General features: G+C 68.4%; 20 protein-coding genes and 1 pseudogene. 6 read left to right on the top strand and 15 right to left on the bottom strand.

What is annotated here, in order from left to right; genetic code table 11:
- Window positions 1-109: 109 nt before the first annotated feature.
- The 6 genes from AB0I73_RS06895 to bldG form a co-directional block, all read right to left on the bottom strand.
- On the bottom strand, window positions 110-307 hold the full coding sequence (locus AB0I73_RS06895) for a hypothetical protein (RefSeq protein WP_363034500.1): 198 nt from the start codon (window positions 305-307) through the stop codon (window positions 110-112).
- A gap of 322 nt (window positions 308-629) precedes the next feature.
- Complete coding sequence (locus tag AB0I73_RS06890; RefSeq protein ID WP_363034498.1) at window positions 630-2,177, bottom strand: methyltransferase; 1,548 nt, start codon at window positions 2,175-2,177, stop codon at window positions 630-632.
- A 92-nt stretch (window positions 2,178-2,269) separates the two neighbouring features.
- Complete coding sequence (locus tag AB0I73_RS06885) at window positions 2,270-2,842, bottom strand: small secreted protein (protein ID WP_363034496.1); 573 nt, start codon at window positions 2,840-2,842, stop codon at window positions 2,270-2,272.
- Between the two features lie 214 nt (window positions 2,843-3,056).
- Window positions 3,057-5,462, bottom strand: coding sequence for a sodium-translocating pyrophosphatase (locus tag AB0I73_RS06880; protein WP_363034494.1), 2,406 nt, complete (start codon window positions 5,460-5,462; stop codon window positions 3,057-3,059).
- A gap of 345 nt (window positions 5,463-5,807) precedes the next feature.
- On the bottom strand, window positions 5,808-6,245 hold the full coding sequence (locus tag AB0I73_RS06875; protein WP_109377242.1) for an ATP-binding protein: 438 nt from the start codon (window positions 6,243-6,245) through the stop codon (window positions 5,808-5,810).
- Between the two features lie 111 nt (window positions 6,246-6,356).
- The gene (bldG, locus tag AB0I73_RS06870; RefSeq protein WP_003991900.1) at window positions 6,357-6,698 is read right to left on the bottom strand and encodes an anti-sigma factor antagonist BldG; all 342 of its coding nucleotides are present in this window, start codon (window positions 6,696-6,698) and stop codon (window positions 6,357-6,359) included.
- A 79-nt stretch (window positions 6,699-6,777) separates the two neighbouring features.
- Between bldG and AB0I73_RS06865 the strand changes: the two genes are divergently transcribed.
- Entirely contained in the window at window positions 6,778-9,306 is a 2,529-nt protein-coding gene (locus AB0I73_RS06865) for a DEAD/DEAH box helicase (RefSeq protein WP_363034491.1), read from the top strand.
- Here the strand turns inward: AB0I73_RS06865 and AB0I73_RS06860 are convergent.
- The 6 genes and pseudogenes from AB0I73_RS06860 to AB0I73_RS06835 all read right to left on the bottom strand — a co-directional run.
- A complete protein-coding gene (locus tag AB0I73_RS06860) occupies window positions 9,221-9,670 on the bottom strand; it encodes an Rv3654c family TadE-like protein (RefSeq protein ID WP_363034489.1) in 450 nt (149 codons plus the stop codon). The two genes, AB0I73_RS06865 and AB0I73_RS06860, sit on opposite strands and share 86 nt — an antisense overlap.
- Complete coding sequence (locus AB0I73_RS06855; protein WP_363034488.1) at window positions 9,667-10,059, bottom strand: TadE family type IV pilus minor pilin; 393 nt, start codon at window positions 10,057-10,059, stop codon at window positions 9,667-9,669. Before AB0I73_RS06855 ends, AB0I73_RS06860 begins: the two co-directional genes overlap by 4 nt.
- Window positions 10,046-10,255, bottom strand: a complete 210-nt coding sequence (locus tag AB0I73_RS06850) for a DUF4244 domain-containing protein (protein WP_363034487.1) — start codon at window positions 10,253-10,255, stop codon at window positions 10,046-10,048. The genes AB0I73_RS06855 and AB0I73_RS06850 overlap by 14 nt, the downstream gene beginning before the upstream one ends.
- Window positions 10,256-10,318: 63 nt before the next feature.
- Window positions 10,319-11,116 carry a type II secretion system F family protein gene (locus AB0I73_RS06845; RefSeq protein WP_363034485.1) on the bottom strand — a complete coding sequence of 266 codons (798 nt, stop codon included), beginning with the start codon at window positions 11,114-11,116 and terminating at the stop codon, window positions 10,319-10,321.
- On the bottom strand, window positions 11,113-11,970 hold the full coding sequence (locus tag AB0I73_RS06840; RefSeq protein WP_363034562.1) for a type II secretion system F family protein: 858 nt from the start codon (window positions 11,968-11,970) through the stop codon (window positions 11,113-11,115). The genes AB0I73_RS06845 and AB0I73_RS06840 overlap by 4 nt, the downstream gene beginning before the upstream one ends.
- A 79-nt stretch (window positions 11,971-12,049) precedes the next feature.
- Window positions 12,050-12,250 (bottom strand): annotated as a pseudogene (locus AB0I73_RS06835) (secretion protein); the annotation flags it as partial.
- A 25-nt stretch (window positions 12,251-12,275) separates the two neighbouring features.
- Between AB0I73_RS06835 and AB0I73_RS06830 the strand changes: the two are divergent.
- The 4 genes from AB0I73_RS06830 to AB0I73_RS06815 all read left to right on the top strand — a co-directional run bounded on the left by AB0I73_RS06830 (window position 12,276) and on the right by AB0I73_RS06815 (window position 18,839).
- Entirely contained in the window at window positions 12,276-13,706 is a 1,431-nt protein-coding gene (locus AB0I73_RS06830) for a recombinase family protein (protein WP_363034483.1), read from the top strand.
- A gap of 2,152 nt (window positions 13,707-15,858) precedes the next feature.
- Complete coding sequence (locus tag AB0I73_RS06825; protein ID WP_363034481.1) at window positions 15,859-16,959, top strand: phage major capsid protein; 1,101 nt, start codon at window positions 15,859-15,861, stop codon at window positions 16,957-16,959.
- Window positions 16,960-17,920: 961 nt separating this feature from the next.
- Window positions 17,921-18,247 carry an HNH endonuclease gene (locus AB0I73_RS06820; protein WP_363034479.1) on the top strand — a complete coding sequence of 109 codons (327 nt, stop codon included), beginning with the start codon at window positions 17,921-17,923 and terminating at the stop codon, window positions 18,245-18,247.
- 331 nt (window positions 18,248-18,578) lie between these two features.
- The gene (locus tag AB0I73_RS06815) at window positions 18,579-18,839 is read left to right on the top strand and encodes a hypothetical protein (RefSeq protein WP_363034477.1); all 261 of its coding nucleotides are present in this window, start codon (window positions 18,579-18,581) and stop codon (window positions 18,837-18,839) included.
- A 773-nt stretch (window positions 18,840-19,612) separates the two neighbouring features.
- On the opposite strand, the gene AB0I73_RS06810 is transcribed toward AB0I73_RS06815, so the two are convergent.
- The gene (locus AB0I73_RS06810; protein WP_363034560.1) at window positions 19,613-20,194 is read right to left on the bottom strand and encodes a DUF5919 domain-containing protein; all 582 of its coding nucleotides are present in this window, start codon (window positions 20,192-20,194) and stop codon (window positions 19,613-19,615) included.
- Window positions 20,195-20,482: 288 nt separating this feature from the next.
- Between AB0I73_RS06810 and AB0I73_RS06805 the strand changes: the two genes are divergently transcribed.
- Complete coding sequence (locus tag AB0I73_RS06805) at window positions 20,483-20,683, top strand: hypothetical protein (RefSeq protein WP_363034475.1); 201 nt, start codon at window positions 20,483-20,485, stop codon at window positions 20,681-20,683.
- Here the strand turns inward: AB0I73_RS06805 and AB0I73_RS06800 are convergent.
- Both AB0I73_RS06800 and ssd read right to left on the bottom strand, forming a co-directional pair.
- The gene (locus AB0I73_RS06800; RefSeq protein WP_363034558.1) at window positions 20,652-21,965 is read right to left on the bottom strand and encodes a TadA family conjugal transfer-associated ATPase; all 1,314 of its coding nucleotides are present in this window, start codon (window positions 21,963-21,965) and stop codon (window positions 20,652-20,654) included. The genes AB0I73_RS06805 and AB0I73_RS06800 overlap by 32 nt on opposite strands.
- Before the next feature lie 140 nt (window positions 21,966-22,105).
- Window positions 22,106-23,212 carry a septum site-determining protein Ssd gene (gene ssd, locus AB0I73_RS06795; protein ID WP_363034473.1) on the bottom strand — a complete coding sequence of 369 codons (1,107 nt, stop codon included), beginning with the start codon at window positions 23,210-23,212 and terminating at the stop codon, window positions 22,106-22,108.
- Window positions 23,213-23,773 lie beyond the last annotated feature (561 nt).

Raw genomic sequence — 23,773 nt, 5'->3', positions numbered from 1 at the left:
CGGTAACCCGACTTGCACCGTTCCTGCCGCCCGGACTGTCCGGACCCGGCCCGCTCCTCTGCGGAGCGCGACCTCTCGATTACTCGAATCCCCAGGTCGCCCGCGGCCCTCAGAGGCGGGTGAGACACCACACGCCGAGGACGAGGGAGATCAACGAGACGAGGCTCGCGACGCCGGCCGATGCGACGGGGTTCACACCCTGGGTCACGGGTCGACGCAGGCGGACGCGCGTCACGGTCCAGGCCAGCAACCCGCCCCCGAACAGGCAGAACACCAGCCCCGCGAAGATCGCCGGTCCGCTCTCCATGGTTCCCTGAACCCCTTCCCCCGGCCGCTGACGCCGGCCCGGGGATGAGGCTGGCACGCGCGAGCGGCGCGCAGGCGAACCGAAGGTGAACGCAGGGACGACGGGGGCGGGTGGGACGGCGGCCGGGTGCGGGCCGACTCCCGGTGAGGGTGTCCGGAACGACTCGAAAGTTGGCGAACCGAACACTCTTCCGAGCACCTGCCGGGTACGTTCCCCGCACCGCGCGCCGCACCACCGGCACCCGCCGCCTCGCTACCGTGCCACGGCACCCGCCGCCTCGCTACCGTGCCACGGCACCCGCCGTCCTCGCGGCCGCGCCCCGTCACCCCACCGGTTCCAGGAACCCCTGTTCCACCAGCAGCCGGATCTGGGCGGGCGTGCGGTCGCGCAGCAGCACCGGGTCCTCGCCGAGGAGCTGGGCGATGGCGTCGAGGATGCGGCCCGCGCTCATCGTGCCGTCGCACACGCCCGCGAAGCCCGCGCCGACCGTGTCCACCCTGGTGGCCCGGCGCATTCCGCGGTTCTGGCGCAGCACCACATGCTCCGGGTCCTCCGCGCCGGGCAGCCCGACCTGCTCCTGCACGACCTCGTCGGCCAACCGGAAGCTCGCCTCGAGCAGGGCCGCGTCGTCGTGCGCACGGAGGTAGTCGAGCCGCTCGAAGTGGGCCCGCACCGTGTCCCCGAGCGGCTGCTCGACCGGATGCGGCCACTCCTCCACCGTGACCGACGGCAGGGCGGCGCCCGACTTGCGCAGGGTGATCCAGCCGAAGCCGACGGCCTTCACGTCGCGCGCCTCGAACTCGTCCAGCCAGGCGTCGTAGCGTGCCTGGTAGTCGGCCGCGTCGCCGCGGTGGTCGCCGGCGTCCCGCAGCCACAGCTCGGCGTACTGAGTGACGTCCTGCACCTCGCGCTGCACGATCCAGGCATCGCACCCGTGAGGCACCCATGACCTGAGCCTGTCCTGCCAGTCCTCCCCCTCGACGTGCTGCCAGTTGGCGAGGAACTGCGCGTACCCGCCTTCACGCAGTCGTTCCCCCGCCTCCTGAACGAGCGTGCGGCACAGATCGTCCCCGCCCATCCCGCCGTCGCGGTAGGTGAGCCGCGCGCCCGGCGAGATCACGAAGGGCGGGTTGGACACGATCAGGTCGTACGTCTCGTCCTCCCGGACCGGTGCGAACAGCGACCCCTCGCGCAGATCGGCGGCCGGGGCCCCGGAGAGGGCCAGGGTGAGCGCGGTGATGTGCAGCGCGCGCGGGTTGACGTCCGTCGCCGTCACGCGCGTGGCGTGCCGGGTGGCGTGCAGCACCTGGATGCCGGAGCCGGTGCCGAGGTCGAGCGCGGAGGCGGCGGGCGTGCGGACGGTGATCCCGGCCAGGGTCATGGACGCCCCGCCGACGCCGAGGACGACTCCCTCCTCCCGGCTGCCGATGCCGCCGGCGCCGCCGACCGCGCACCCCAGGTCGGACACGATGAACCAGTCCTCACCCGCGGGCCCGCCGTACGGCCGTACGTCCACGGTCGCGGCGAGCTCGTCCGCGCCGACGCGCGCCAGCCACCCGTCCTCCAGGCAGGCGTCGACCGGCAGGACGTCCGCCACGCGCGCGCGGGGCACGGGCTGCTGCAACAGGAACAGCCGTACGAGCGTCTCCAGCGGCGTGTCCCCGCGAGTCGCCCGGAACGCGGGCACGGTCTCGCTGCGGGCCAGCGCCGCGTACGCGGGAGCGCCGAGCAGTTCGAGCAGGCCGTCGGCGGTGAAGGAGGCTCCGAGCAGCGCGTCGCGGAGACGGGCGGCGGTGTCGGAGCGGCCGGGCGAAGGGGCCGAGGGGGACAGGGGCAGGGGCGGCAGACCGGTGTTACTCACACCCTCCATTGTGGCCGCCGCCCTCGCCCCACGCGTGCCGTGCCCCCCCCACGGCCGCCGTGACCACCGTGCCCGCCGTGACGGCCTCGGCTGCCGCGCCGTCAGTTCTGCGCGGCCTGCCCCGGAGCGGTGGCCGTCTTGCAGCTGGGCTGGCGGGCCATCGCCTTGCCGACCTCGCCCTCCTCCAGTGTCTTGAGGGCGTTGTTGCCGCTCTTGCTGAGCTTGTCCAGCTCGGTGGCGATGTCCTTGAGGCCGTCGGCGAACTTCGCCTGGTCGTCCGTGTCGAGCTCGTCGACCTGCTTCTTCAGGGAGGCGTACGACGCGGAGATGCCGTTGAGCTCCTTGACCGCGTCCGTCTGCTTCTTCTCGCCGTTCTCGACGTCCGGGGCCCCCGCCTTGTTCACGGCCGCGCCGATCGCCTTGTAGGCGTCGGACATGTCCTGGAAGGCCTTCGAGTCGGTCTTCTGGACATCCTCCGGCGTGCTGTTGTCCGAGGTCTCCTTCTGGATCGCGGCGTTGGCGGCCGCGATCTTCTTCGCCTGCGGCTGCACCGCGTCACAGACCTGGTTCGCCCAGGAATCCAGCTTCTCGTTGCTGTCGTCGCCGCCGCATCCCGTCAGCGCCAGTACCAGTACCGCACCGCCGGACAGTGCGGCCGCGAGCTTCTTGTTCACCGGATTGGCCCCTTCCTTGGCTCCCGGCCCCGGAACATACACGCCAGATGGGCGACATCCCCCCGCCGAACGTCCGCCAAGACAATTTTTGAAGCCATTTGCACCAAGCGAGAGAAGGCTCACGGCGAGGGGGCGCGCACCACACGGCGCGGGCGGGCGACGCGTCAACTCGCGCCGCCCGCCCGCGCCTTGAGCAGGCCTTCGGTGACTGGACCTACGAAACCACCGCCGGGTCGACCGACTTGTGATCAGGTTCGGAGTTGCCTTCGTCACCCATGGCGATACCGCGCCGTTTGGACACGTACACCGAACCGACGATCACGGCCAGCGCCAGGACCGCGATCAGTATCCGTACGGCGACGCTCTTGTCCGCGCCGTAGGAGAACTGGATGACCGCGGGCGCGATGAGCAGCGCCACCAGGTTCATCACCTTCAGCAGGGGGTTGATGGCCGGCCCCGCGGTGTCCTTGAAGGGGTCGCCGACGGTGTCACCGATGACGGTGGCCTCGTGGGCCTCGCTGCCCTTGCCGCCGTGGTGGCCGTCCTCGACGAGCTTCTTCGCGTTGTCCCACGCGCCACCGGAGTTGGCGAGGAACACCGCCATCAGCGTGCCCGCGCCGATCGCGCCCGCGAGGAAGGCGCCGAGCGCCCCGACACCGAGCGTGAACCCGATGAAGATGGGTGCCATCACGGCCAGCAGACCGGGTGTGGCGAGTTCGCGCAGGGCGTCCCTGGTGCAGATGTCGACGACCTTGCCGTACTCCGGTTTCTCGCTGTAATCCATGATCCCGGGCTTCTCGCGGAACTGTCGCCGCACCTCGAAGACCACCGAACCCGCCGACCGCGAGACCGCGTTGATCGCCAACCCCGAGAAGAGGAAGACGACCGCCGCGCCCGCGATGAGCCCGACGAGGTTGTTGGGCTGCGAGATGTCCATCATCAGGCTCATCGGCGCGCCCTCGCCGCTGAGCCGTTCGCCCACGTCTCTCGCGCCGGTGGTGATGGCATCACGGTACGAGCCGAACAGCGCCGCCGCCGCGAGCACGGCCGTGGCGATGGCGATGCCCTTGGTGATGGCCTTGGTGGTGTTGCCGACGGCGTCCAGGTCGGTGAGCACCTGGGCGCCCGCGCCCTCGACGTCGCCGGACATCTCGGCGATGCCCTGCGCGTTGTCGGAGACCGGTCCGAAGGTGTCCATCGCGACGATCACACCGACCGTGGTGAGCAGGCCGGTGCCGGCCAGCGCCACCGCGAACAGCGCCAGCATGATCGACGTGCCGCCGAGCAGGAAGGCCCCGTACACGCCCAGGCCGATCAACAGGGCGGTGTAGACGGCCGATTCGAGGCCGAGGGAGATACCGGCGAGGACGACGGTGGCCGGGCCGGTGAGCGAGGTCTTGCCGATGTCCTTGACGGGACGCCGGGTGGTCTCGGTGAAGTAACCGGTGAGCTGCTGGATCAGGGCGGCGAGCACGATGCCGATGGCCACCGCGACGAGTGCGAGGATCCGCGGGTCGCCGTCCATGCCCTGGATCGCCTCGTCGGTGACGCCGTCGAGGTCGGCGTACGACGACGGCAGATAGGTGAACACGGCGATCGCGACCAGGACGAGGGAGATCATCGCGGAGATGAAGAACCCGCGGTTGATCGCGCTCATGCCGCTGCGGTCGGCGCGTCTCGGAGCCACCGCGAAGATGCCGACCATCGCGGTGAGGACGCCGATCGCGGGCACCAGCAGCGGGAAGGCCAGCCCGGCGTCGCCGAAGGCGGCCGAGCCCAGGATCAGCGCGGCCACCAGCGTCACGGCGTACGACTCGAACAGATCGGCCGCCATGCCCGCACAGTCGCCGACGTTGTCGCCCACGTTGTCGGCGATGGTCGCGGCATTGCGCGGATCGTCCTCCGGAATGCCCTTCTCGACCTTGCCGACCAGGTCGGCACCGACGTCGGCGGCCTTGGTGAAGATGCCGCCGCCGACACGCATGAACATCGCGATCAGCGCGGCCCCGAGCCCGAATCCCTCGAGCACCTTCGGCGCGTCGGCCGCGTACACGAGCACCACGCAGGTGGCGCCCAGCAGGCCGAGCCCGACGGTGAACATGCCGACCACGCCGCCCGTGCGAAAAGCGATCTTCATCGCTTTGTGCGAGACGGCGGTGAGATCCCTTTCCGGCTCGCCCTGAGCCGGTGTGGCCTCGCGGGCCGCCGCGGCGACTCTCACGTTGGTGCGCACTGCGAGCCACATACCGATGTATCCGGTGGCCGCCGAGAACGCCGCTCCGATCAAGAAGAACACCGATCGTCCGGCACGCTGATTCCAGTCGTCCGCGGGCAGCAGCATGAGCAGGAAGAACACGACGACGGCGAAAACGCCGAGTGTGCGCAGCTGGCGGGCCAGGTAGGCGTTCGCGCCCTCTTGGACCGCTGCGGCGATCTTCTTCATGCTGTCGGTGCCCTCGCCGGCCGCGAGTACCTGGCGCACCAGGACGCCCGCGACCACCAGTGCCGCCAGTGCCACGACCCCGATGACCACCACGAGCACACGGTTTTCGTCGGTCAGCACGGCTGCTGCGAGAGAGATGGGTTGGCCCGAATGATGTGAGATGGAAAGCCCCGCCATTCGTCCTCCTTGACGCTTGGGCTGAGCTCAAGATGTGGACGGGATTCTAGGTACCCGGAACCTGATCGAAACAGAGCGCGTTAAATGTAAATCGCCGCACATACTCTTCACGCCATGATCACCTGTAATGCCTCTGGAGCATTCACCGATCACCCGATGGATCGTGAATGAATTCACGCGGTGAACCGCACGGGAACGGCGGAACAGAAACCACAGTAAGCGCGGGCGGTGACACCCGCACATGCCGAAGGGCCCCACGGGTGAGGCCCTTCGGGAAAGAAGTCGCTGTTCGGGTGACTCGGGTCGGGCAGCCGGGTGACCGGCCGCGGCAAGCGGTCGGGCGGGTCAGCCGTGGAAGGTGGCCGGCGGCGTGGTGGACCACCTCATGCGGATCGTCCCGCCGTGCTCCCCGGAACTGACCTCGACGTCGTCGACGAGTCCGCTGATGACCGCGAGGCCCATCTCGTCCTCCTCGATCTCGGCCTCGGCGCCTCCCGGCCCGTCGCCGGGCGTCCGCCCGCCGGGAGCCGGATGGGGCGCCTCATCACCGACCTCGATGGAGAACTGCTTCTCCTCCTCGGTCAGCAGCACCTTCACGGGGGCCGGGATTCCACCGTTCTGGTGGAGTCCGACGGCCCGGGTGCACGCCTCCCCGACGGCGAGCCGGACCTCGTCGAGGACCGTCTCGTCCACTCCGGCCCTGCGCGCCACCGCCGCCGCCACCAGCCGGGCGGTCCTGACATGCTCGGGCAGCGCGCTGAAGCGGAGCTCAACGGTGGCCATGCATCCCCCTCGCAGACTTCGGGCGTGCGGTGGAGAGGCCGGGCTGTCGAAGAGCCCGGTCCTCCTGGTACTTCACTGCTCTGCCCGGACGCGGACGCCCGGACCCGATGATCAGTCGGTGGCCGCCACCGCTTCCTCGACCGAGGTGTGGATCGGGAACACCTTGGTGAGGCCGGTGATACGGAAGATCTTGAGAATGCGCTCCTGGTTGCAGACCAGGCGGAGCGAGCCCTCATGGGCACGCACCCGCTTCAGGCCGCCCACCAGCACGCCGAGTCCGGTTGAATCGAGGAAGTCCACACCCTCCATGTCGACGACAAGGTGGAAACTGCCGTCATTCACCAGCTCGACCAGCTGCTCGCGCAGCTTGGGCGCGGTATATACGTCGATTTCGCCACCGACCCTGACGATCGTGCGATCGCCCATGGTCTCGGTCGACAGGGACAGGTCCACGGATCCTCCAGCACCTAGCTATCGAGCGGTCGCCCTTGGGGCATCTCGGCTCAGCCCCCGGGACGGTTCGCCAGCCGCGATGGCATTCAATCACTTACCGGCAGGCGTGCACGACGCCTTGGTCCCATTGTCCGTCATGCCGGTGACACACTCGGTGCCGATGGCCAAGAATCTCCGACCCGATCGGCCCCTGACGGACAGCGCTTCCCAGCCTGCGCCGGGGGCGCTCCTGTCCCGGCTCGCCACCGGGCCGAGCCGGGCTTCGCGCATCACACATACGGAGCACTTGCCCCCGCGAGCGGGTCGTCATGCCCTCTGGCCGGACCGGATTCGCCCGGAGGTGCTCGCCGCCGTGCGGGCGGCGGGCATCGACCGCCCCTGGGCCCACCAGGCACGGGCCGCCGAGCACGCCCTGGACGGCGAGTCGGTCGTGGTCGCCACCGGTACCGCCTCCGGAAAGTCCCTGGCGTACCTCGCGCCCGTCCTGTCGGCACTCCTGGACGGCTCCGAGGCCCCGAACGGCCGGGGCGCGACCGCCCTCTACCTCGCCCCCACCAAGGCCCTCGCGGCCGACCAGTGCCGCGCCGTGAAGGAACTTTCACAACCTCTGGGCCATTCGGTGCGCGCGGCGGTCCACGACGGCGACACGCCGTTCGAGGAACGCGAGTGGATCCGCCAGTACGCCAACTACGTGCTGACCAACCCCGACATGCTGCACCGGGCCGTGCTCCCGTCCCATCCGCGCTGGTCCTCCTTCCTGAAGTCGCTGAAGTACGTCGTCATCGACGAGTGCCACACCTACCGGGGCGTCTTCGGCTCGCACGTCGCCCAAGTGCTGCGCCGGCTGCGCCGCCTCTGTGCGCGCTACGGCTCCTCGCCCGTCTTCCTGCTGGCCTCCGCGACCGCCGCCGAGCCCGCGGTCGCCGCCCGTCGGCTCACCGGACTGCCGGTGGTCGAGGTCGCCGACGACGCCTCACCCCGCGGTGAACTGGTGTTCGCCCTCTGGGAGCCCCCGCTGACCGAGCTGCACGGCGAGAGGGGCGCCCCCGTCCGCCGTACGGCCACCGCCGAGGCCGCCGACCTGCTGACCGACCTCACCGTGCAGGGCGTCCGCTCGGTCACCTTCGTGCGCTCCCGGCGCGGCGCCGAGCTCGTCGCGGTGATCGCGCAGGAGCGCCTCGCCGAAGTGGCATCAGCGGCCGGCGCCGCGGGCGACCGCTCACTGGCCCGGCGTGTGGCTGCCTACCGGGGCGGCTATCTCCCCGAGGAGCGCCGTGCCCTCGAACGTGCCCTGCACTCCGGCGAACTCCTCGGACTCGCCGCGACGAACGCCCTGGAACTCGGCGTGGACATCTCCGGCCTGGACGCCGTCGTGATCGCCGGCTATCCGGGCACCCGGGCGTCCCTGTGGCAGCAGGCCGGCCGCGCGGGACGCTCCGGGCAGGGTGCCCTCGCCGTCCTGGTCGCCCGCGACGACCCCCTGGACACCTTCCTCGTCCACCATCCCGAAGCCCTGTTCGACCGGCCCGTGGAATCCACCGTCCTCGATCCCGACAACCCCTACGTACTCGCCCCGCACCTGTGCGCGGCGGCCGAGGAGCTGCCCCTGACGGACGAGGACCTGGAACTGTTCGGACCGGCCACCGGGGAACTCCTGCCGCAACTGGAGGCCGCGAAGCTGCTCCGCCGCCGGACGAAGGCCTGGCACTGGACCCGCCGGGAGCGGGCCGCCGACCTGACCGACATCCGTGGGGAGGGCGGCCGACCGGTCCAGGTCGTCGAGTCCGGCACCGGACGACTGCTCGGCACGGTGGACGCGAGCGCCGCGCACACGGCCGTCCACGAGGGCGCGGTCCACCTCCACCAGGGCCGCACGTACCTCGTCCGCTCCCTCGACCTGGACGACTCCGTCGCCCTGGTCGAGCAGGCCGCTCCGTCCTACACGACGGTCGCCCGCGACACGACGTCCATCTCCGTGCTGGAGACGGACACCGAGATCCCGTGGGGTGACGGCCGCCTGTGCTTCGGCTCCGTCGAGGTCACCAACCAAGTGGTCTCCTTCCTGCGCCGCCGGGTCGTCACCGGCGAGGTACTGGGCGAGACGAAACTCGACCTGCCGCCTCGTACGCTGCGCACCCGCGCGGTGTGGTGGACGGTCACCGAGGACCAACTGGACCGGGCCAGGATCAACCCGGAGATCCTCGGCGGTGCCCTGCACGCCGCCGAGCACGCGTCGATCGGCATGCTGCCCCTCTTCGCGACCTGCGACCGCTGGGACATCGGCGGTGTCTCCGTCCCCCTGCACCCCGACACCCTGCTGCCCACCGTCTTCGTCTACGACGGGCATCCGGGCGGGGCGGGTTTCGCGGAGCGCGCCTTCCACACCGCCGGCGACTGGCTCACCGCCACCCGGCGGGCCATCGCGTCCTGCGAGTGCGAGGCCGGGTGCCCCTCCTGCATCCAGTCCCCCAAGTGCGGCAACGGCAACGACCCTCTGCACAAGCGGGGTGCGGTACGGCTGCTCACGGTGCTGCTGGAGGGGGCCCCGGCACCGGCGGGGGAATCGCCGGCGGAGGAGGCGGACCGGCAGGCCCCGCCCGTGCCCTGACCTCCGCCGCGAACGGCTCTCGTCCCGAGGCCACCGACACGTCCGAGACCTCGCCGTCGACCGCGCACCGCACGAGGCGGGTGTTCTGCGCCCGCGCCACCCGGTCGGCCCGTGCGCAGGCCGCCGCCTCGCCGTCCATCCACCGGTCCGCCGCCGCCAGCGCGGCGAGGTCCGCGCCCCCGGCCGCCCGATGCCGGACCACGACGGCCTGGCCGAGGGCGAGGACGACGCCGAAGACGACACACAGCACGGCGATCACCCCGACGCTCCAGACGGTCGCGGACCCGCGGTCACGTCCGCGGCCGCCGCCAGGGAGCCGGCCGTTCGACCACCGGCGCCGGTCACGGAATCCTCCGCTCTTCATGTGCCCGCCCCCACCGGCTCCTCCACGGCGGCCACCGCCTCCTCCCGTACGTCGAAGGGCAGCCCGCGCAGCACCGGGGGCCTGGCCACGACGACCACACGGACCCTCGCCGCCTCCCGGCGCACGGTGACCTCCGCCCCGGACGGCGCCGCCCGGCGGGCCACCTCGACGACCGCGCCGGGGGGATCCTGCCGGGCCGCCGCACGGGCGCCCGTGCGGGCCGCGTCCACGCACTGGATCCGCACCGCCACCACCAGCAGCCCCCACACCAGCGTCATCGCGAACATCACCAGCACAGGCAGCACCATCGCCGTCTCCGCCGTCACAAACCCCCGGTCCGCACGACGCGCACGGGGACCATCGCCCGTCCGACGCTCACATCCGGCCATCGAGCGCCTGCTCCACGATCCTCGTCAGCGCCGCGTCGACCGGGCCGCTCGTCACCACCTTGTAGAGCACCACGGCGAACGCCACCGCCGCCACGATGCCCATCGCGTACTCGGAAGTGACCATTCCGGTGTCCCTCCGTGCCGCCCGCATCCCGCACACCAGGGCACGCAGCCGTGCCCGTACCACCTGATACATCCCAACTCCCCTACAGATCCCCTACAGAAAAGCCCTGTTGAAACCACTCGGCTGTCCGTCCACTCACCGCCCCGGCGACTCACCCCCTCCCAGCACCCCGCCGGCGAGCCCGATCACCACGGGCAGCACGCCGACCGCGATGAAGGCGGGCAGAAAGCACAGCCCCACGGGTGCGGTGACCATGACGGCCGCCCGCCGCGCCCGTGCCGTCGCCGCACGTGCCCACTGCGCACGGGACTCCGCGGCGAACCGGGTGACGGGCGCGGCCATGGGAAGCCCGGACACGTCGGCCCGTTCCAGCAGCCGGGCCAGAGCGGCGGCTCCCGGCACGGAGGCCAGCCGCCGCCAGGCCACACCCGGTTCACCACCGAGCCGTACCTCTGCCGCGCCCCGCGCCAGCGCGTCCCCGACCGGTCCGCCCAGGGCCTCACCGACAGCCTGCGCGGCCGGTACCGGACCGGCGCCCGCCGCGATGCAGGCAGCCAGCAGATCGGCGGCGAGGGGTAGTTGCCGTGCCGCACCGGCCGCCTCGCGCTCCCGCACGTGCGCTCCGGCAGCCGTCTGCCGCAGTCGCCACCGCCACAGTCCGACGGCGCAGGCCAACCCCACCAACACTCCGGTGAGACCGCCCACCAGCGCCCATCCCGCGCACGCCACGCCCACCGGGGGCAACCAACGCCGTGCGGCTCCCGGCACGGCGAGGCGCGGCCGGGCGGCCGGCGACTCCACGGCCGTCATCCCGGCCAGCCTTCGTCGCACCCTGTGCTCACACCGCGTCCGGCGCAGCCACCAGACCGGCCAGCCGATCACCAGCGCCGTCCCCACGAAAACCCCCAGCCTGTGGACGAACTCGCCGCTCATCGCGATGCCTCCTCGGCTCCCCGCATGATCCGCAGCACCCACCACAGCCCCAGACCCTCCAGGACCCCGCCGGCCACGAGGCAGCCGAACCCCGACGCGGTGTGCAGCAGGATGTGCAGCGGATCGGCCCCGAGGGCCGCGCCGAGTCCGAGCCCCAGGGCCGGGAGCCCGGCGAGCATCACCGCGGTGACACGGGCACCGGCCAGCTGGGCGCGCAGGTCGCCGCGCTGGTCCCGTTCGGCACGCAGCGCCGCTTCCAGCCGGTCGAGTCCGGCCGCGAGCCCCGCACCCTGGTCGACGGCGACCCGCCAGCACGCGGCGAGCCCTCGAAGCCCCTCGGCGCCCGGCTGCCGTGCCGCCGCCGCGAGCCCGTCCGGGACGTCCCCGCCGAACCGCGCCGCCGCCAGTACCGCCGCCTGCGCTTCGCCGAGCCCGCCGGAATCACGCTCGGCCGACGACAGCGCCTCACCCGGCTGCCGCCCGGCACGCACCTCACCGGCGAGCGCCCCGCACAGCGCGATCACCGCGTCGGTCCGGTTCTCCCGGACCCGGCGCTCCCGAGCGGCCAGCCGCACCCGCCGCAGCAACGGCACCCCGGCCGCCCCCGCGACGACCGGCACCACCGACGAACCCAGCAGCGCCAGCACCACTCCGGCGGTCGGCGCCCACCATTCGGCCCGCAGCCGTCCACGGACCCGCCCCCACTCGCGGGCCACCCGGGGCCACCCCGGGGGCCCGCTCCCGCCGGTCCCTCCGCCGGCCAGCAGCAGGCGCGCCCGCCTGGCTCCGGCCCGGCTGCCGCCCAGCAGCCACGCGGCAGCCCCGAGGCACACCGCGGCCGCCCCGACCGACATCCCGGCAGTCCCGCTCACCCTCGTTCCCCTCTCACCCTCGGCCGTTCCCGCTCGCTCACCGTCCGCCGCCTCGCCCCGCTCACCGTCCGCCGCCCCCACTCCCGTTCCGGAGCAACTCCCGCAGCCGCTCCCATCCCGGCTCGTGGGCGAAGGCGTCCGGGCCCCACCGCAGCGCGGGCACCGTCCGCACCAGCCCCGACGGACCCCGTTCCAGCACGTGCACCTCCGCGATCCGCCTCCGCCCGCCCCGGTCGCGTACGAGGTGCAGCACCACGGACAGGACCAACGTGCGCTATAAATCACCTGTGAAGAAAAACCGAGCAAGCCTGTATGTGCGGCTCAGCCGCCAAGCCTCAGACACGAACCTGTCACTCGACGGCATGACTGATGACCTGCGCGAACTGTGCCAGCGCGAGGGACTGGCAGAGGTAGCGCTGCACGTCGATGACGGTCTGTCCGGCGGCTACCGGGACCGACCTGCCTTCGCCGACTGGATAGCCGACGCACGTAGCGGGCGGGCTGACGTACTCCTGACATGGCACGTGGACCGTCTGACCCGCGAGGGTTTGAACGTTGCCGCTCAACTCCTTGACGTAGTCGAAGGAAAGGACCCGCAAACGGGGCGTCTTATCAGCCGTCCGATTCGCCTACTCGATATTAAGGGACTCGACAGCGATCACGGCGAGACGTTCCGAATGCGGTTCGTCCTGCAAGCCGAAATTGCCCGCGCCGAACGGGAACGCATGCGGGAACGCAGTAAGGCAGCGCACAGGCGTCTAGCGCAGGCAGGCCGGTACCGGGGCGGATTCACGCCGTACGGATACAGGGCAGTACCGGCCGAGGACGGTAAGGGGCAGACGCTGGCAATCGAGCCGCGCGAAGCGGAAGCTATCCGCGAATGCGTCGACCGCGTATTGAGTGGGCACACGTTGGGTCGCGTGTCCCGCTGGCTCAATGACCAGGGCCATAAGCCGAGGCGCGCAGCGGAATGGTCCCGCCGGGGTCTGCTGCACGTTCTCACGGGTGACGCCATTCTCGGGCGGGTATCGCGCAGCGGGAAGCCCGTACGGGACGCCGAGGGCGCCATTCTCACCCCGTTCCCAGCCATCGTCACAGAGGCGGAAAGCGCAGCGCTGAAAGCCGCATGCAACCCCGCCGGAAAGCGTCAGACACCTATGGGCCGTCAACCCTCACGGCTGCTGTCCGGTCTGCTGACGTGTTTCAGTTGCGGGGCGACCCTGACAGTCGTTCGACGCAACGGCCGGACAGCCGCTTACCGCTGTATGTCCAGGGGTGTTGGGAAGATCTGTGAGGCGGCTGTCAGTGTGGGAGCGAAAGTCATCGAAGAACACATAACTGCGCGGTATCTGAAGGCAGTTGGCCACATGCGCATGATGCGCGAGCATGTCATCACTGAGGGTGTGGATGAACTCGCAGCGGTAGACGCCGAGATTGCCGACGTAATGGCACAGGTTGCTACGCGCGCCACCCCCGCACTGTTCGAGCGGCTTACGGCATTGCAAGCCAAGCGCGAGGAAATCGACGGAACACCGCCGCAGCAGCGAATCGAGATCGTCGACACCGGACTGACGGTTGCCCAGTGGTGGGAGGACGCACATATCGACGACCGGCGGGATGCACTGACCGAGGCATTCGCGGTGCTGGAGGTGAGCCCCGGTAAGCCCGGTAGCCGCATCTTTGACCCTGCGCGGCTACAGGTTGTGTGGACCTCATAGACGACCCGTAGACGGCCCTGAGGCAGGCCCGGTGGGACCTTTCCCCGCCGGGCCTTTGCCGTGCCCGCAGAAAGCCCCTGAGGGGCTTGAGGGGGGCGAGGCTGCCCCGGGGTCCGTACGGGCCACACGAGGGCGCTGAGGGCTGAGACGCGGATACGGCTACGGGCCACCTGAGAGCGCCCTGAGGGCCCGACGAGGGGGCTGCGGAAGCGGACGGCCGGACGAGGGCCGATAGGCACTCAGGCGGACGAGGGGGCAGCGGTGACGAGGTGGCCGGACCGGTGACGAAACGGCAGTGACGAGCGGGCAGCGCGGGAGGCCGGCTGTCACTGAATTTAGGTAAGGCTTACCTAATAAGTGTCTCATATTCTGAGATTTACCCGAAGTGGTCTAGACCACATCAAGATCAAAGTGACGAATGTCGTCACTCAGTAAGAGGGTCGTCACCACTTTTCAGGAACTCGTCACCCTCTCTGACCTGCGAAAACAGCATAGAGAGTGACGGAGTGGCGATTTTCTCTAGAAATAAGCATCCCTTCTATAGAGCTAATACTCTCTATGGTCGGGATGCCGGAAGTGCCGTCACCACCGTCACTCGTCACTTTTGGCGCTCCCGTTCCCGCTGCCTCGTCCGCAGCGCTCCCGCTGCCCGTGCCCGTGCCACTCGACCTAAAGCCCGTGAGCGCCCCTCTCTGCCCCTCTCAGGTATCCGGGCACACCCTTTGTTCACCTAGCCCGGGAAAGCCCGCCATCGGGGCGCACAGGGGCTTTCTTGGCCCTATCCTCCCGCCTCCCGGGAACGGCTACTCGTCCCCGCCGGAATGCGTGGCCGGCTGAGCGTAACGTTATGACTCTGTTACCTAATTTATTAGCTCAAACGGCCGTTTTAGTCCGTCCACTCGCTAACTGGATAGTGGGAGGGCGTAACCCGTTCTCTGCGTGGGTGCAGCGCATGCCCCGGGGAGAGTTGAGCCTTACAGGTTCCTTTTTCCGGGGCTAGCGTGCACCCCGCATCGCACACACCGGCAACCGTGTGCACCACCAAGCTTGCCCGGTACGGGAGAGACCTAGGTTGCCGCCTAGTAGGTCTTTCCTGTACCGGGCATTTTTCGTTCCTGTAAAGGACCATGCCATGACGCACCCCGTGCCTAAGCCCGTATCGCTTAAGCGCCCCGTTGCTGACGAAATAGAATACGTAATCCGTGCCCTCGTTGCTGCTGTCCGCGAGGACGGGGCAGTCCTTGAGGACGAGGACGGGACCGTTTCCGTTCACCCGGCAATTGGTCACCTCCACAACCTCATGCGGTGCCTGCCCGGTGGCCGTATTGCTCAGCGGCAGGCGGACAAGTGAACTGGACTAAGGACGAGCTGAATCTAGTCTTTGAGTTTCTGCGTGCCCGCACGGTCGATAAGACAGACCACCGGGTCCCCCGTTCGCTGCTAATGGGCCTCATGCGCCGTTGGGCGGAAGGGAACGGCTACTCAGCACGTCCCGATAACCGCACGTGCGTTGCACTTTTCGAGCGTGCCGGGTATGCGGTGGTCCGTGAGCGGGTGGGCAGAAAGACCGTCCAATTCGTTGAGGGCCTTGACCTTGCCCCCAAGGGGGAGGCGGACCGGTGAGCAACCCTTACGCCAATGCTCATAGCGCGGCTAAGCGGGCTTGGGGTCCTGCCTCGTTGCACGCTTGCCTATGGTGCGGGTGTACCGCTTCCCATTGGTCCTACGATCACAGCGACGCGGACGAGGAACGGGACGAGCGTACGGGGTTCCCGTATTCCCGGGACGTGATCCGTTACAACCCTTTGTGCCCCCGGTGCCACCGCCAATATGACGCGGTGTGCCTGCGTGAGGGCCGGATGAGCCCCGCTGATTTCGACCGCCTCAAGTCGGCTGCGTGGGACCGGGTTACGGACGAGCGCAGGGAGTTGGACGCGCGTAGGCGAGACACGCAAATTCGGCTGTTCCTCAAGTTTCACTATCCAGACCTCAGCGGCCCCAACTCCCCGTGAGGGTAGGGCTGTTGGCCACAACTTAATAACATCAGCACCACCACAACAGCACATAGCCGCCGGGCCCGGGGAGTGAGCACCTACTCAAATGAGTAGGTGACCCCAGGGCCTTTCCCATGTCTGAGATAGGGACACATCACGTGACCACCTTTACCGCTGCCAACCTCTCTACCGCCCTTGCCGCCCGTGAGGCCGCTACGGACGAGCTACGGAAGCTGACCGCCCGCGCTAACGGCCGCTCGCTCACTACCGCTGAGCGTGCCCGGGAATCGGTTCTCGTCGAAACGATCCGACACCATGACTCGATTGCCCGGGAGGCTATCGAGAATGGCGCTTCCATCCAGTCGCAGGCTGAGGCGGGGCTGACTTTCCGGACTTCCACCGGTGCAACCAACAGCCGCGATCTCCTGGACGCCACGCTGTTCGGTCGAGAGCTGCGGAACATTGCCCCCGATTCGCACGAGGGCGACGAGTTCGCCAATGTCACCCTTGCCGCTGCTAGCAACGGCAGCAAGCTACTTGGCAAGGTGAATGTCTTCCCATTCGCCGGTTCCAAGGGAATGGTCCCGGTGTCCCCGCGCGCTACCGCTCAGCTAACCGCCCCTGCGGGTGCCCTTGCGGACGGCAATGTCCCGGTGACCGTAGCCCCGTTCGATGTGGTCAAGGTGACCGCCTACACCACCATTGACCGGGACGAGCTACAGGATTACAGCTTTGCTGACCCCGCTATCCAGACTGCCCTAGCGTCCGCTGTTGGTCAGCGAATTGACCACGTCCTCGCTATTGGTGGAACGGACGGCGTGACCACCGTTGAGGGCTTTACCGGTGCGGGTACTGCGACCGCCGCAAATACAGCCGGCACCATCGAAATCGGGGACGTTCGCAACGCCGTTGCGCGTGTTGAGGACGAGGGCGGAAACGCTAACGCGCTCATCATGTCCCCGCTCGGCAAGGCTGCGTTCCTGACCGCTTATGCGGACCGTATCGGTGGTCTTCCCGAGATCATCGCCGTTGGCAAGCTTGGTGATGGCACCGCCGCACTAGACGGTTTCTCGTTCATTGCTGCTGACCTCACCACTGTGGGTGTCGCAATGCGTAAGGACATTGAGGTTTCCTACGTTTTCGAGGAACCCTCGCTTCACGCCCTGGACCGGGTGGCGCTACTGGCCACCGCTCGGGTTGGTGGGGTTTCCCTTGCCAATCCGGGCACTGTGCAGGTTGTTAACGGCAGTGCTGCCTAGTCATGACCGATAGCCAGGATGCGCCCCGGGTGCCTAGTCACCTATGCATGCCGGGGCGCTCTTGCGCTGAGTGTCGTGAATATGAGCGATACCAGCGTGAGCACAACGACGACGAGGCGCGGGAAATTCTCGACGAGCGCTCAGCGCGCAAGGGTTGGGGCGGTAAGTGGCCGTGTTACTACGGCCGTTGCGGTACGACCGGTGAACCGTCCAGCATTCTGCACGACCCTGCGGACCTCGTACTCATCATCGCTGAGCGTGCCACCCGTTACCGCGTCCGCCTCAGGTCCATTGGCGATACGGGACGGGCGACCGTTTGCCGCCCTTGCCACGAGCGCATGAGACAAAGGATTTGGTTTGATGACTAGCTTTCGTTCCCTCGTCTCTCGCGTTCGCTTTCAATCGTTCGATCCTGCGGCGGACCCAACCCTTAACGAGCTAGCTAAGCGTGCCGTGACCTTTGCCGCCAACGGCCACCTAGTCCGCTGCAATCACTGCGGCGGTCACGGTCCCGTTAACGGTGTGGCAGTTCTTTTTGTGCAGCCTCTCAACGAGGGTGGGCAGCGGGATCTAGACAATGCCGCTGCGTGGTGTGTGGGGTGTGTTCGAGAGTCCGGGCGGACCGATTACCTGATTGTATCCCGGGTCCCGGTTGAGCGGCCCAAGACTCCAATATCTGTCATCGAATGCTAGGGGACACCATGACCGACGAACACGTTACCCGTGCCCTCAGTGTCATAGAGCGGCACGCAATTTGCCCGCGTGATACGAACGAGCGAACCGCGCTGTTTCACGCGCTACACCTACTGCGCAAGCTGGGTAGTCAGCGCAACGAGGACGAGGACTAAGCACCTACTCATTTGAGTAGGTGGGGGTACCCCCTCCCTTGAGGGGAGGGGGGTGTTTCGGGGGGAGGGGGTGTAATCCCTCTGCCCCCTGGTATGGATTGGGGGGTGTCCTCATGGCACTACGCATGCGCTGCCTTGACTGCCGCGCGTTTGCCGAGCCTGGATATAGCAGGTGTGCCGAGCATGACCGCGAGAGACGCGCCGAGAAACGGCAGGGCCGCACCGGGCCAAGCCTTGTGCTGCGTAAGCGGCTCAACGCAAAGGGCTACTCACACTGTCGGGAATGCGGTAAGGACTTCCCCGCTGCACTGCTGAGGGTCGACCACGTGGTGCCCCTCGTCGACGGTGGCAAAGATGAGTGGTCAAACCTCTCTATCGTCTGCACCAATTGCCATAACAAGAAGTCAGCGCGTGAGGCACGCGAACGATCCGGACGGTAGGGGTATCTGGGTCGGAAGTTGGGCCGAAACGATGTCCTGGCGATCCCGCCTAGCTCGGAAAACGCACGCGTGACGCCCTGGTCCCCCGGGGCTGTCCGCCACCTCGTCCACCTCGTCACGCCACCCGACAGGAAGTCCACCCATGCCAATAAGCAAGTGCCAGCACGCCCCCTGCGGCAAGCCGTTCCCGCCGGGCAGCGATAGACGTAAGCGGTTCTGTGATGACCGGTGCCGTAAAGCCCACAATCGCGCCGTGAGGGCCGCTGAGGGTGCACCCCTAGCCCTCGTTCACCCAATCTCGCCTAAGGCGGGAGAGGGGCACTCAAACCCTTTGGCTGAGGACGTCGTGAGCCTTTGGGAAGCGTTCGTAACCACCCTCAAGACCGATGGCCTAATGGTCACCGGTTCAGCCGGCACACCGGTAAGTCACCCGCTGTTGCGCCATTTTTCGGCCCTGTATGGCGCTGCCAAGGATGCCCTAGGCGCTGCCCCCGGGGACGAGGACGAGGACGAGCTTTCCAAGCTCATGGCAGCGGCACGCAAACGCATTGACGCAATCAACAACGAGGAAGCGGCACGCTATGGCGGATGAGTACATTGCAGACCTCGTGTGCATCGTGGTCCGCTCCGGTGGGGACCCCATGGGCCATGAGCTATGGCCCGTGTTTGAGGCTTGGTTTATGGACGTGCACGGCCGTTTCCCGGTTGCCGCTGACTTGTATAACGCTGCCACTTGTCCGTGCCACTACTGAGGCACCTACTCATTTGAGTAGGTGGCCACGCTCGTTGGTCGGTACCCGCTGAAACCCTCAACATCCTTGCCCCTGTGGCTTGTTGGCTCACGCTGACAGGCTGCGGGGGCTTTCTGCGTTTGGGGGGTCCGGGAGGTGGGGGCTCCCTGCACATGTCCGTTTCGTCGCATTGCCAGTCGAGATCAAATGATCTTGCTAGATCTCTTGACTTTATCAATCCTGTGTGATCAGTCAGTTTTTAACGTTCACTCAGATTCATTGACAAACGCAGATCTGACGGAATTGAAGATTTACAATCACTTTGCTTTAGGGATTGTCCGGTTCGGCCGGCAGGGGTCACTAAAGCTCTGACCTGCATGTTTGGCAAAGAGCCACACTTGTGCATCTAGCGTACGCGTGCTTCGCGGAGCAAAGTTGACTCAGCCACCCGACAGTGATAATGGATCACTCTCCGCTGAGGATGCGAGGCGATATGTTACCGTGCGTGAGTATCGAGTTTATTAACGACGAAACGGACATTAGCCACTCCCGCCCTCGTCGCCGTCCCGCCTCGCTGCGGGCCCCCTAGGTGCTATCCGCCCTCGTGTTCGCCTAGCCCTCGTCTGCCTCGTCCTCACCCGCCCGTGGGTAGCGCGCGGCTCCATAGTTCCTCGGCATGTTCGGTGAACCGATCGAACATTCCCCCGTCCCCATGCTTGCGCAGATGCAACAGCGGGGAGTCGTGGCCGACGAGACGCGCCAAATGTGGCGTGACTAGTGCTTCACTGTCGAACCGGAACACAGACAGGCTCACGTGATTGATTGCGTCCAGCGGGACCGAGAATCGCGCTTCCACGTTGCCCAGCGGGCCGAGGCGTTCGAGATGTTCCAACGTGACCCGAATGCGCGTGGAGACGGACAGCGCCACATCCTCGATTTCCTCGCGCTGTCTGGTCACTTCTCCGGCAGGGTCCCCGAGTAGGAACCGGACCCGGCATCCTGATTCCGCTTTCCGGCGCAGAGTTTCGGTGAAATGCGGAACCTGAGTCCAGAAAAAATAGTTCGTATACCCAGCGAAGAAAAGTTCATCGGTCGCCGACTCGACTAGCTCAGTCCAAACCGTCGACGGGCACGCGGACCGGTAGGGGTAGCTGTGCACCAATTCCCGGTCATTCCCTGTCTTGACCCTTTCCTGCACAAGCTTTGGCCAAAGCATTTCCTCATCTACTCCCAGTGCTCGGCAGGCGTCCGCTCGGTTTCTCGCGTGCGGGGTGAGTTCCGCATTGCCCAACCATCGTTCCACTTGCTTAGTGGATACCCCCACCCGGTATGCCAACTGACGTGGCGTCAGCCTGGCGTCATCCATGGCGGACCTCAACGCGGCGTTCACTGTCAACCCCCCTGCACCGTCCTTTTGGGCCGTCTCTAACCCTAGTCAGGAGAGGGTCCAAGTGTCCCTAGTTCGATGGGGGAAACGTCCGGCGGGGTGGCTCACGATCAGCGCATGAGCGAGCCGACTAGGTACAGCACATCCCCGGTTGAACTCCCATTGCAGGAACCGATGTTGGAGCCAACGCCCGTTCAAGGCTGCGCCGGATGCGCCGAGTTGGCGAACGTGCGCGACCGCGCCCGCGCTGGCGATGACCAGACAACCGTGACCGACTGCAACGTGCTCATGGCCCGGCACCCCAAGGGGCACCAGTGATCACCCCGGACGACGTGGGCCAGCGGGTGAGGGACGGCGCGGGAAGGGTCGGCATCCTGCGTGACGTCATCGAGGATTGGGAGGACCCGGCCGACCTACCGGGGGAACGTCCTAAGCGGCCCACGGCGTTCCTGCGGCCGGTGGGTGGGGGTCGGGAGTGGACGGCCCGGCCGGACAGTGTGGAGCGCATCTGAATACTGCATCTACGCAGGTCAGACAGGGCGCATACGCCGTGCGAGACACCTTGGCTCACAGGTGCGTTAGACAGGTCGACCGACAGGGCGGCCGCCAGTTGGCTGTGCAGCGCGAACCGGTCGAGCCCGGCCGCCGTGCCGAGCGCCTCCAGCCGGGCGGGCACGTCCGCGGCGGCATTGGCGTGGACTGTCCCCGAGCCTTCGTGTCCCGTGTTGAGGGCGGCCAGGAGGTGGACCACCTCGGGGCCGCGCACCTCCCCCACGACCAACCGGTCCGGCCGCATCCGCAGTGCCTGGCGCACCAGGTCCTCGAGCGTGACGAGTCCGGCACCTTCCTGGTTCGCGGGCCTGCTTTCCAGGCGTACGACGTGTGGATGGTCGGGCCGCAGTTCGGCCGAGTCCTCGGCGAGGACGATCCGCTCGTCCGGCCCGACCAGCCCCAGCAGAGCGCTGAGCAGGGTCGTCTTCCCGGTACCGGTACCGCCGCTGACCAGGAAGGACAGTCGCGCGTCAAGCAGTGCGCGCAGGATCCGGTCGCCGCCCGGTGGCACCGTTCCCGCCGCCGTCAGTTCGTCCAGGGTGAAGGCGCGGGGCCGTACGACCCGCAGCGACAGGCAGGTGCAGCCGACGGCCACCGGGGGGAGCACCGCGTGGAGCCGTGTCCCGTCGGGCAGCCGCGCGTCCACCCACGGCCGGGCGTCGTCCAGGCGCCGGCCGGCCACGGCGGCGAGCCGCTGGGCGAGCCGCCGTACGGCGACCGCGTCCGGGAAGGAGACGCGGGTGAGCTCCAGCCCGCCGCCGCGGTCCACCCAGACCCGGTCCGGTGCCGACACGAGCACATCGGTCACCGACCGGTCGGCGAGGAGCGGATCCAGCGGACCGCTGCCGATCAGCTCGGACCGCAGGTGTTCGGCGGCCCCCAGCACTTCGGCGTCGCCGAGGACTCGCCCCTGCTCCCTCAGTGCCTGCGCCACCCGCGCGGGCGTCGGCTCGGAGCCGCTCTCCGCGAGCCACCGCCGTACCCCGTCGAGCAGGCCTGGCGGCGCCCCCGAGCCGCCCACCGGTGTGCCGGACGCCCCTCCCCTCATCGGCGCCCCGACCGAGGCCACGCCCCGCAGGCCCGTCGGCGGCGCACCGTGTGTTCCGTCGAGGGCCGCGCCCTCCGGGCCGCCCATCGGCACGCGACGCGGCCTCTCCGCTCTCTTGGTGCTCCTGGTGCTCCTGATGCTCATGCCGCCCTCGCCTCCACCAGCGCCCGCTCCCAGAACTCCTTGCAGAAGCGGGCCAGCGGGCCCCGGCCGGATGCCGCAGGTGGTTGTCCCGACCCGGACGGACGCTGCAGGGCGGGCTCGACGGGTACGTCGCCGGCGAGGGGCAGTCCGAGCAGCCGGGCGACCTCCCGGTCGTCGAGGCCGGGCATGTACGGGCCGCGCACCGCCACTCGCAGGTCGCGCAGGACCATGCCGACGGCGGAGGCGACCCGTCCGGCCGCCGCGACGGCGCGCAGCTCGGCGGGGACGACCAGGAGCCCGAGGTCGAGCTGCGCGAGGGCCTCGGCCACCCCGCTGTCGACGCGGCGGGGCAGGTCGACCACGACCGTGCCGCCCCCGCGCCGGGCCGCGGCGAGCACCGCCCGTACGGCCTGGGGCGGTACGGCGACGCAGTCGCCCCGGTCCCAGCTGAGCACCCGCAGCGAGTGCAGTTCGGGCAGCGACTCCTCCAGCGCACCACCCCCGACCCGCCCCCGTGAGGCGGCGAACGCAGGCCAGCGCAGCCCTTCCGCCGTTTCTCCTCCGAGGACCACGTCGAGTCCGCCGCCCAGCGGATCCGCGTCCACCAGGAGGGTGCGCAGTCCCTCCCGCGCCGAGGTGACGGCGAGCGCGCATGCCAGGGTGGAGGCCCCGGCCCCGCCCCGGCCGCCGAGGACGCCGACGGTCAGGGCCGGCCGTCCGACGCCCTCGGCCACGTCGGCGATACGGTCGACCAGCCACTGCTCGCCGTCGGGCAGCATCAGCACATGGTCGGCGCCGATCTCCACGGCCCTGCGCCAGACCCCCGAGTCGTCCTGGTCGCGGCCGACCAGCACCACTCCTCGTCTGCGCGCGGCACCGCGTACACGCCGAGCGGCGTCGTCGCCGACGAGGACGAGCGGCGCGGCCTCCCAGCTGCCCCTCGACTCCGGAACTCCGTGGTGGACCTCCGGGGTGGCGCCGGCCGCGGCGCACAGACGCAGCAGATCGTCGAGAAGTCCGGGGTCCTCGGTGACGATCAGTGGTCCGCCCTGCCTGCCTCCTCCGGCGGCGGGCGGTGGATCGTGTGTGACAGTTCCTGCCATTTTCGTCCCCCTTCGCTACATCGCGCGGAGCCCCTGCGACCCCGCGATTCCCAAACGTGTGAAGAACCGGCAAGCGGTCTCCATATGAACGGCCGCCAGAAACCGGCCATACGCGACTCGCCGAAACAGAACCGACGATGAACTCGCCGCGAGCGGGACGCGTGGGAATCACGGTGCAGCGATCCGAGAAATCATGTGGATCTTGGTCAAAAACTGTGGACGGACCAACGGTTGTGAATATCTCCGTCACCCATACCGGCGAGCCCGGCACACCCCCGCACGACTCCCGCAGAGCAATCCCGCGACTACGCAGAGTTGAAGATCATGCCCATGCCAAGCATTGACCGGTCTCGGTCGGCCGATCACGCCTCGGCCATGGAGAGAAGAGGAAAAACCCACCCGGACATGCGACGACCCCCGCCGGGGGGGAGAGCGGGGGTCGTCCCCACGGCCGACTCGGGGGGGGGGAGGAGTCGGACCGGGTTAGCACGGTCGCGAACGATCCGTGACTTCCATGGTGTACCCGAGAGGCCTCTCAGGCAAACCCACGCGCCACACCTT

Source organism: Streptomyces sp. NPDC050388 (assembly GCF_040655635.1).
In the GTDB taxonomy this organism is placed as follows: Bacteria; Actinomycetota; Actinomycetes; order Streptomycetales; family Streptomycetaceae; genus Streptomyces.
The sequence above is the reverse complement of the archived record's forward strand: the minus strand, read 5'-3'. Positions and strand labels throughout refer to the sequence as shown.

Coding starts and splice junctions, on each gene's coding strand:
- AB0I73_RS06895 (WP_363034500.1), bottom strand. CDS start 307: ATGGAGAGCGGACCGGCGATCTTCGCGGGGCTGGTGTTCTGCCTGTTC.
- AB0I73_RS06890 (WP_363034498.1), bottom strand. CDS start 2,177: ATGGAGGGTGTGAGTAACACCGGTCTGCCGCCCCTGCCCCTGTCCCCC.
- AB0I73_RS06880 (WP_363034494.1), bottom strand. CDS start 5,462: ATGGCGGGGCTTTCCATCTCACATCATTCGGGCCAACCCATCTCTCTC.
- AB0I73_RS06875 (WP_109377242.1), bottom strand. CDS start 6,245: ATGGCCACCGTTGAGCTCCGCTTCAGCGCGCTGCCCGAGCATGTCAGG.
- AB0I73_RS06865 (WP_363034491.1), top strand. CDS start 6,778: ATGGCATTCAATCACTTACCGGCAGGCGTGCACGACGCCTTGGTCCCA.
- AB0I73_RS06860 (WP_363034489.1), bottom strand. CDS start 9,670: ATGAAGAGCGGAGGATTCCGTGACCGGCGCCGGTGGTCGAACGGCCGG.
- AB0I73_RS06855 (WP_363034488.1), bottom strand. CDS start 10,059: ATGGCCGGATGTGAGCGTCGGACGGGCGATGGTCCCCGTGCGCGTCGT.
- AB0I73_RS06850 (WP_363034487.1), bottom strand. CDS start 10,255: ATGTATCAGGTGGTACGGGCACGGCTGCGTGCCCTGGTGTGCGGGATG.
- AB0I73_RS06845 (WP_363034485.1), bottom strand. CDS start 11,116: ATGAGCGGCGAGTTCGTCCACAGGCTGGGGGTTTTCGTGGGGACGGCG.
- AB0I73_RS06840 (WP_363034562.1), bottom strand. CDS start 11,970: ATGTCGGTCGGGGCGGCCGCGGTGTGCCTCGGGGCTGCCGCGTGGCTG.
- AB0I73_RS06820 (WP_363034479.1), top strand. CDS start 17,921: ATGGCACTACGCATGCGCTGCCTTGACTGCCGCGCGTTTGCCGAGCCT.
- AB0I73_RS06810 (WP_363034560.1), bottom strand. CDS start 20,194: ATGCTTTGGCCAAAGCTTGTGCAGGAAAGGGTCAAGACAGGGAATGAC.
- AB0I73_RS06805 (WP_363034475.1), top strand. CDS start 20,483: ATGAGCGAGCCGACTAGGTACAGCACATCCCCGGTTGAACTCCCATTG.
- AB0I73_RS06800 (WP_363034558.1), bottom strand. CDS start 21,965: ATGAGGGGAGGGGCGTCCGGCACACCGGTGGGCGGCTCGGGGGCGCCG.
- ssd (WP_363034473.1), bottom strand. CDS start 23,212: ATGGCAGGAACTGTCACACACGATCCACCGCCCGCCGCCGGAGGAGGC.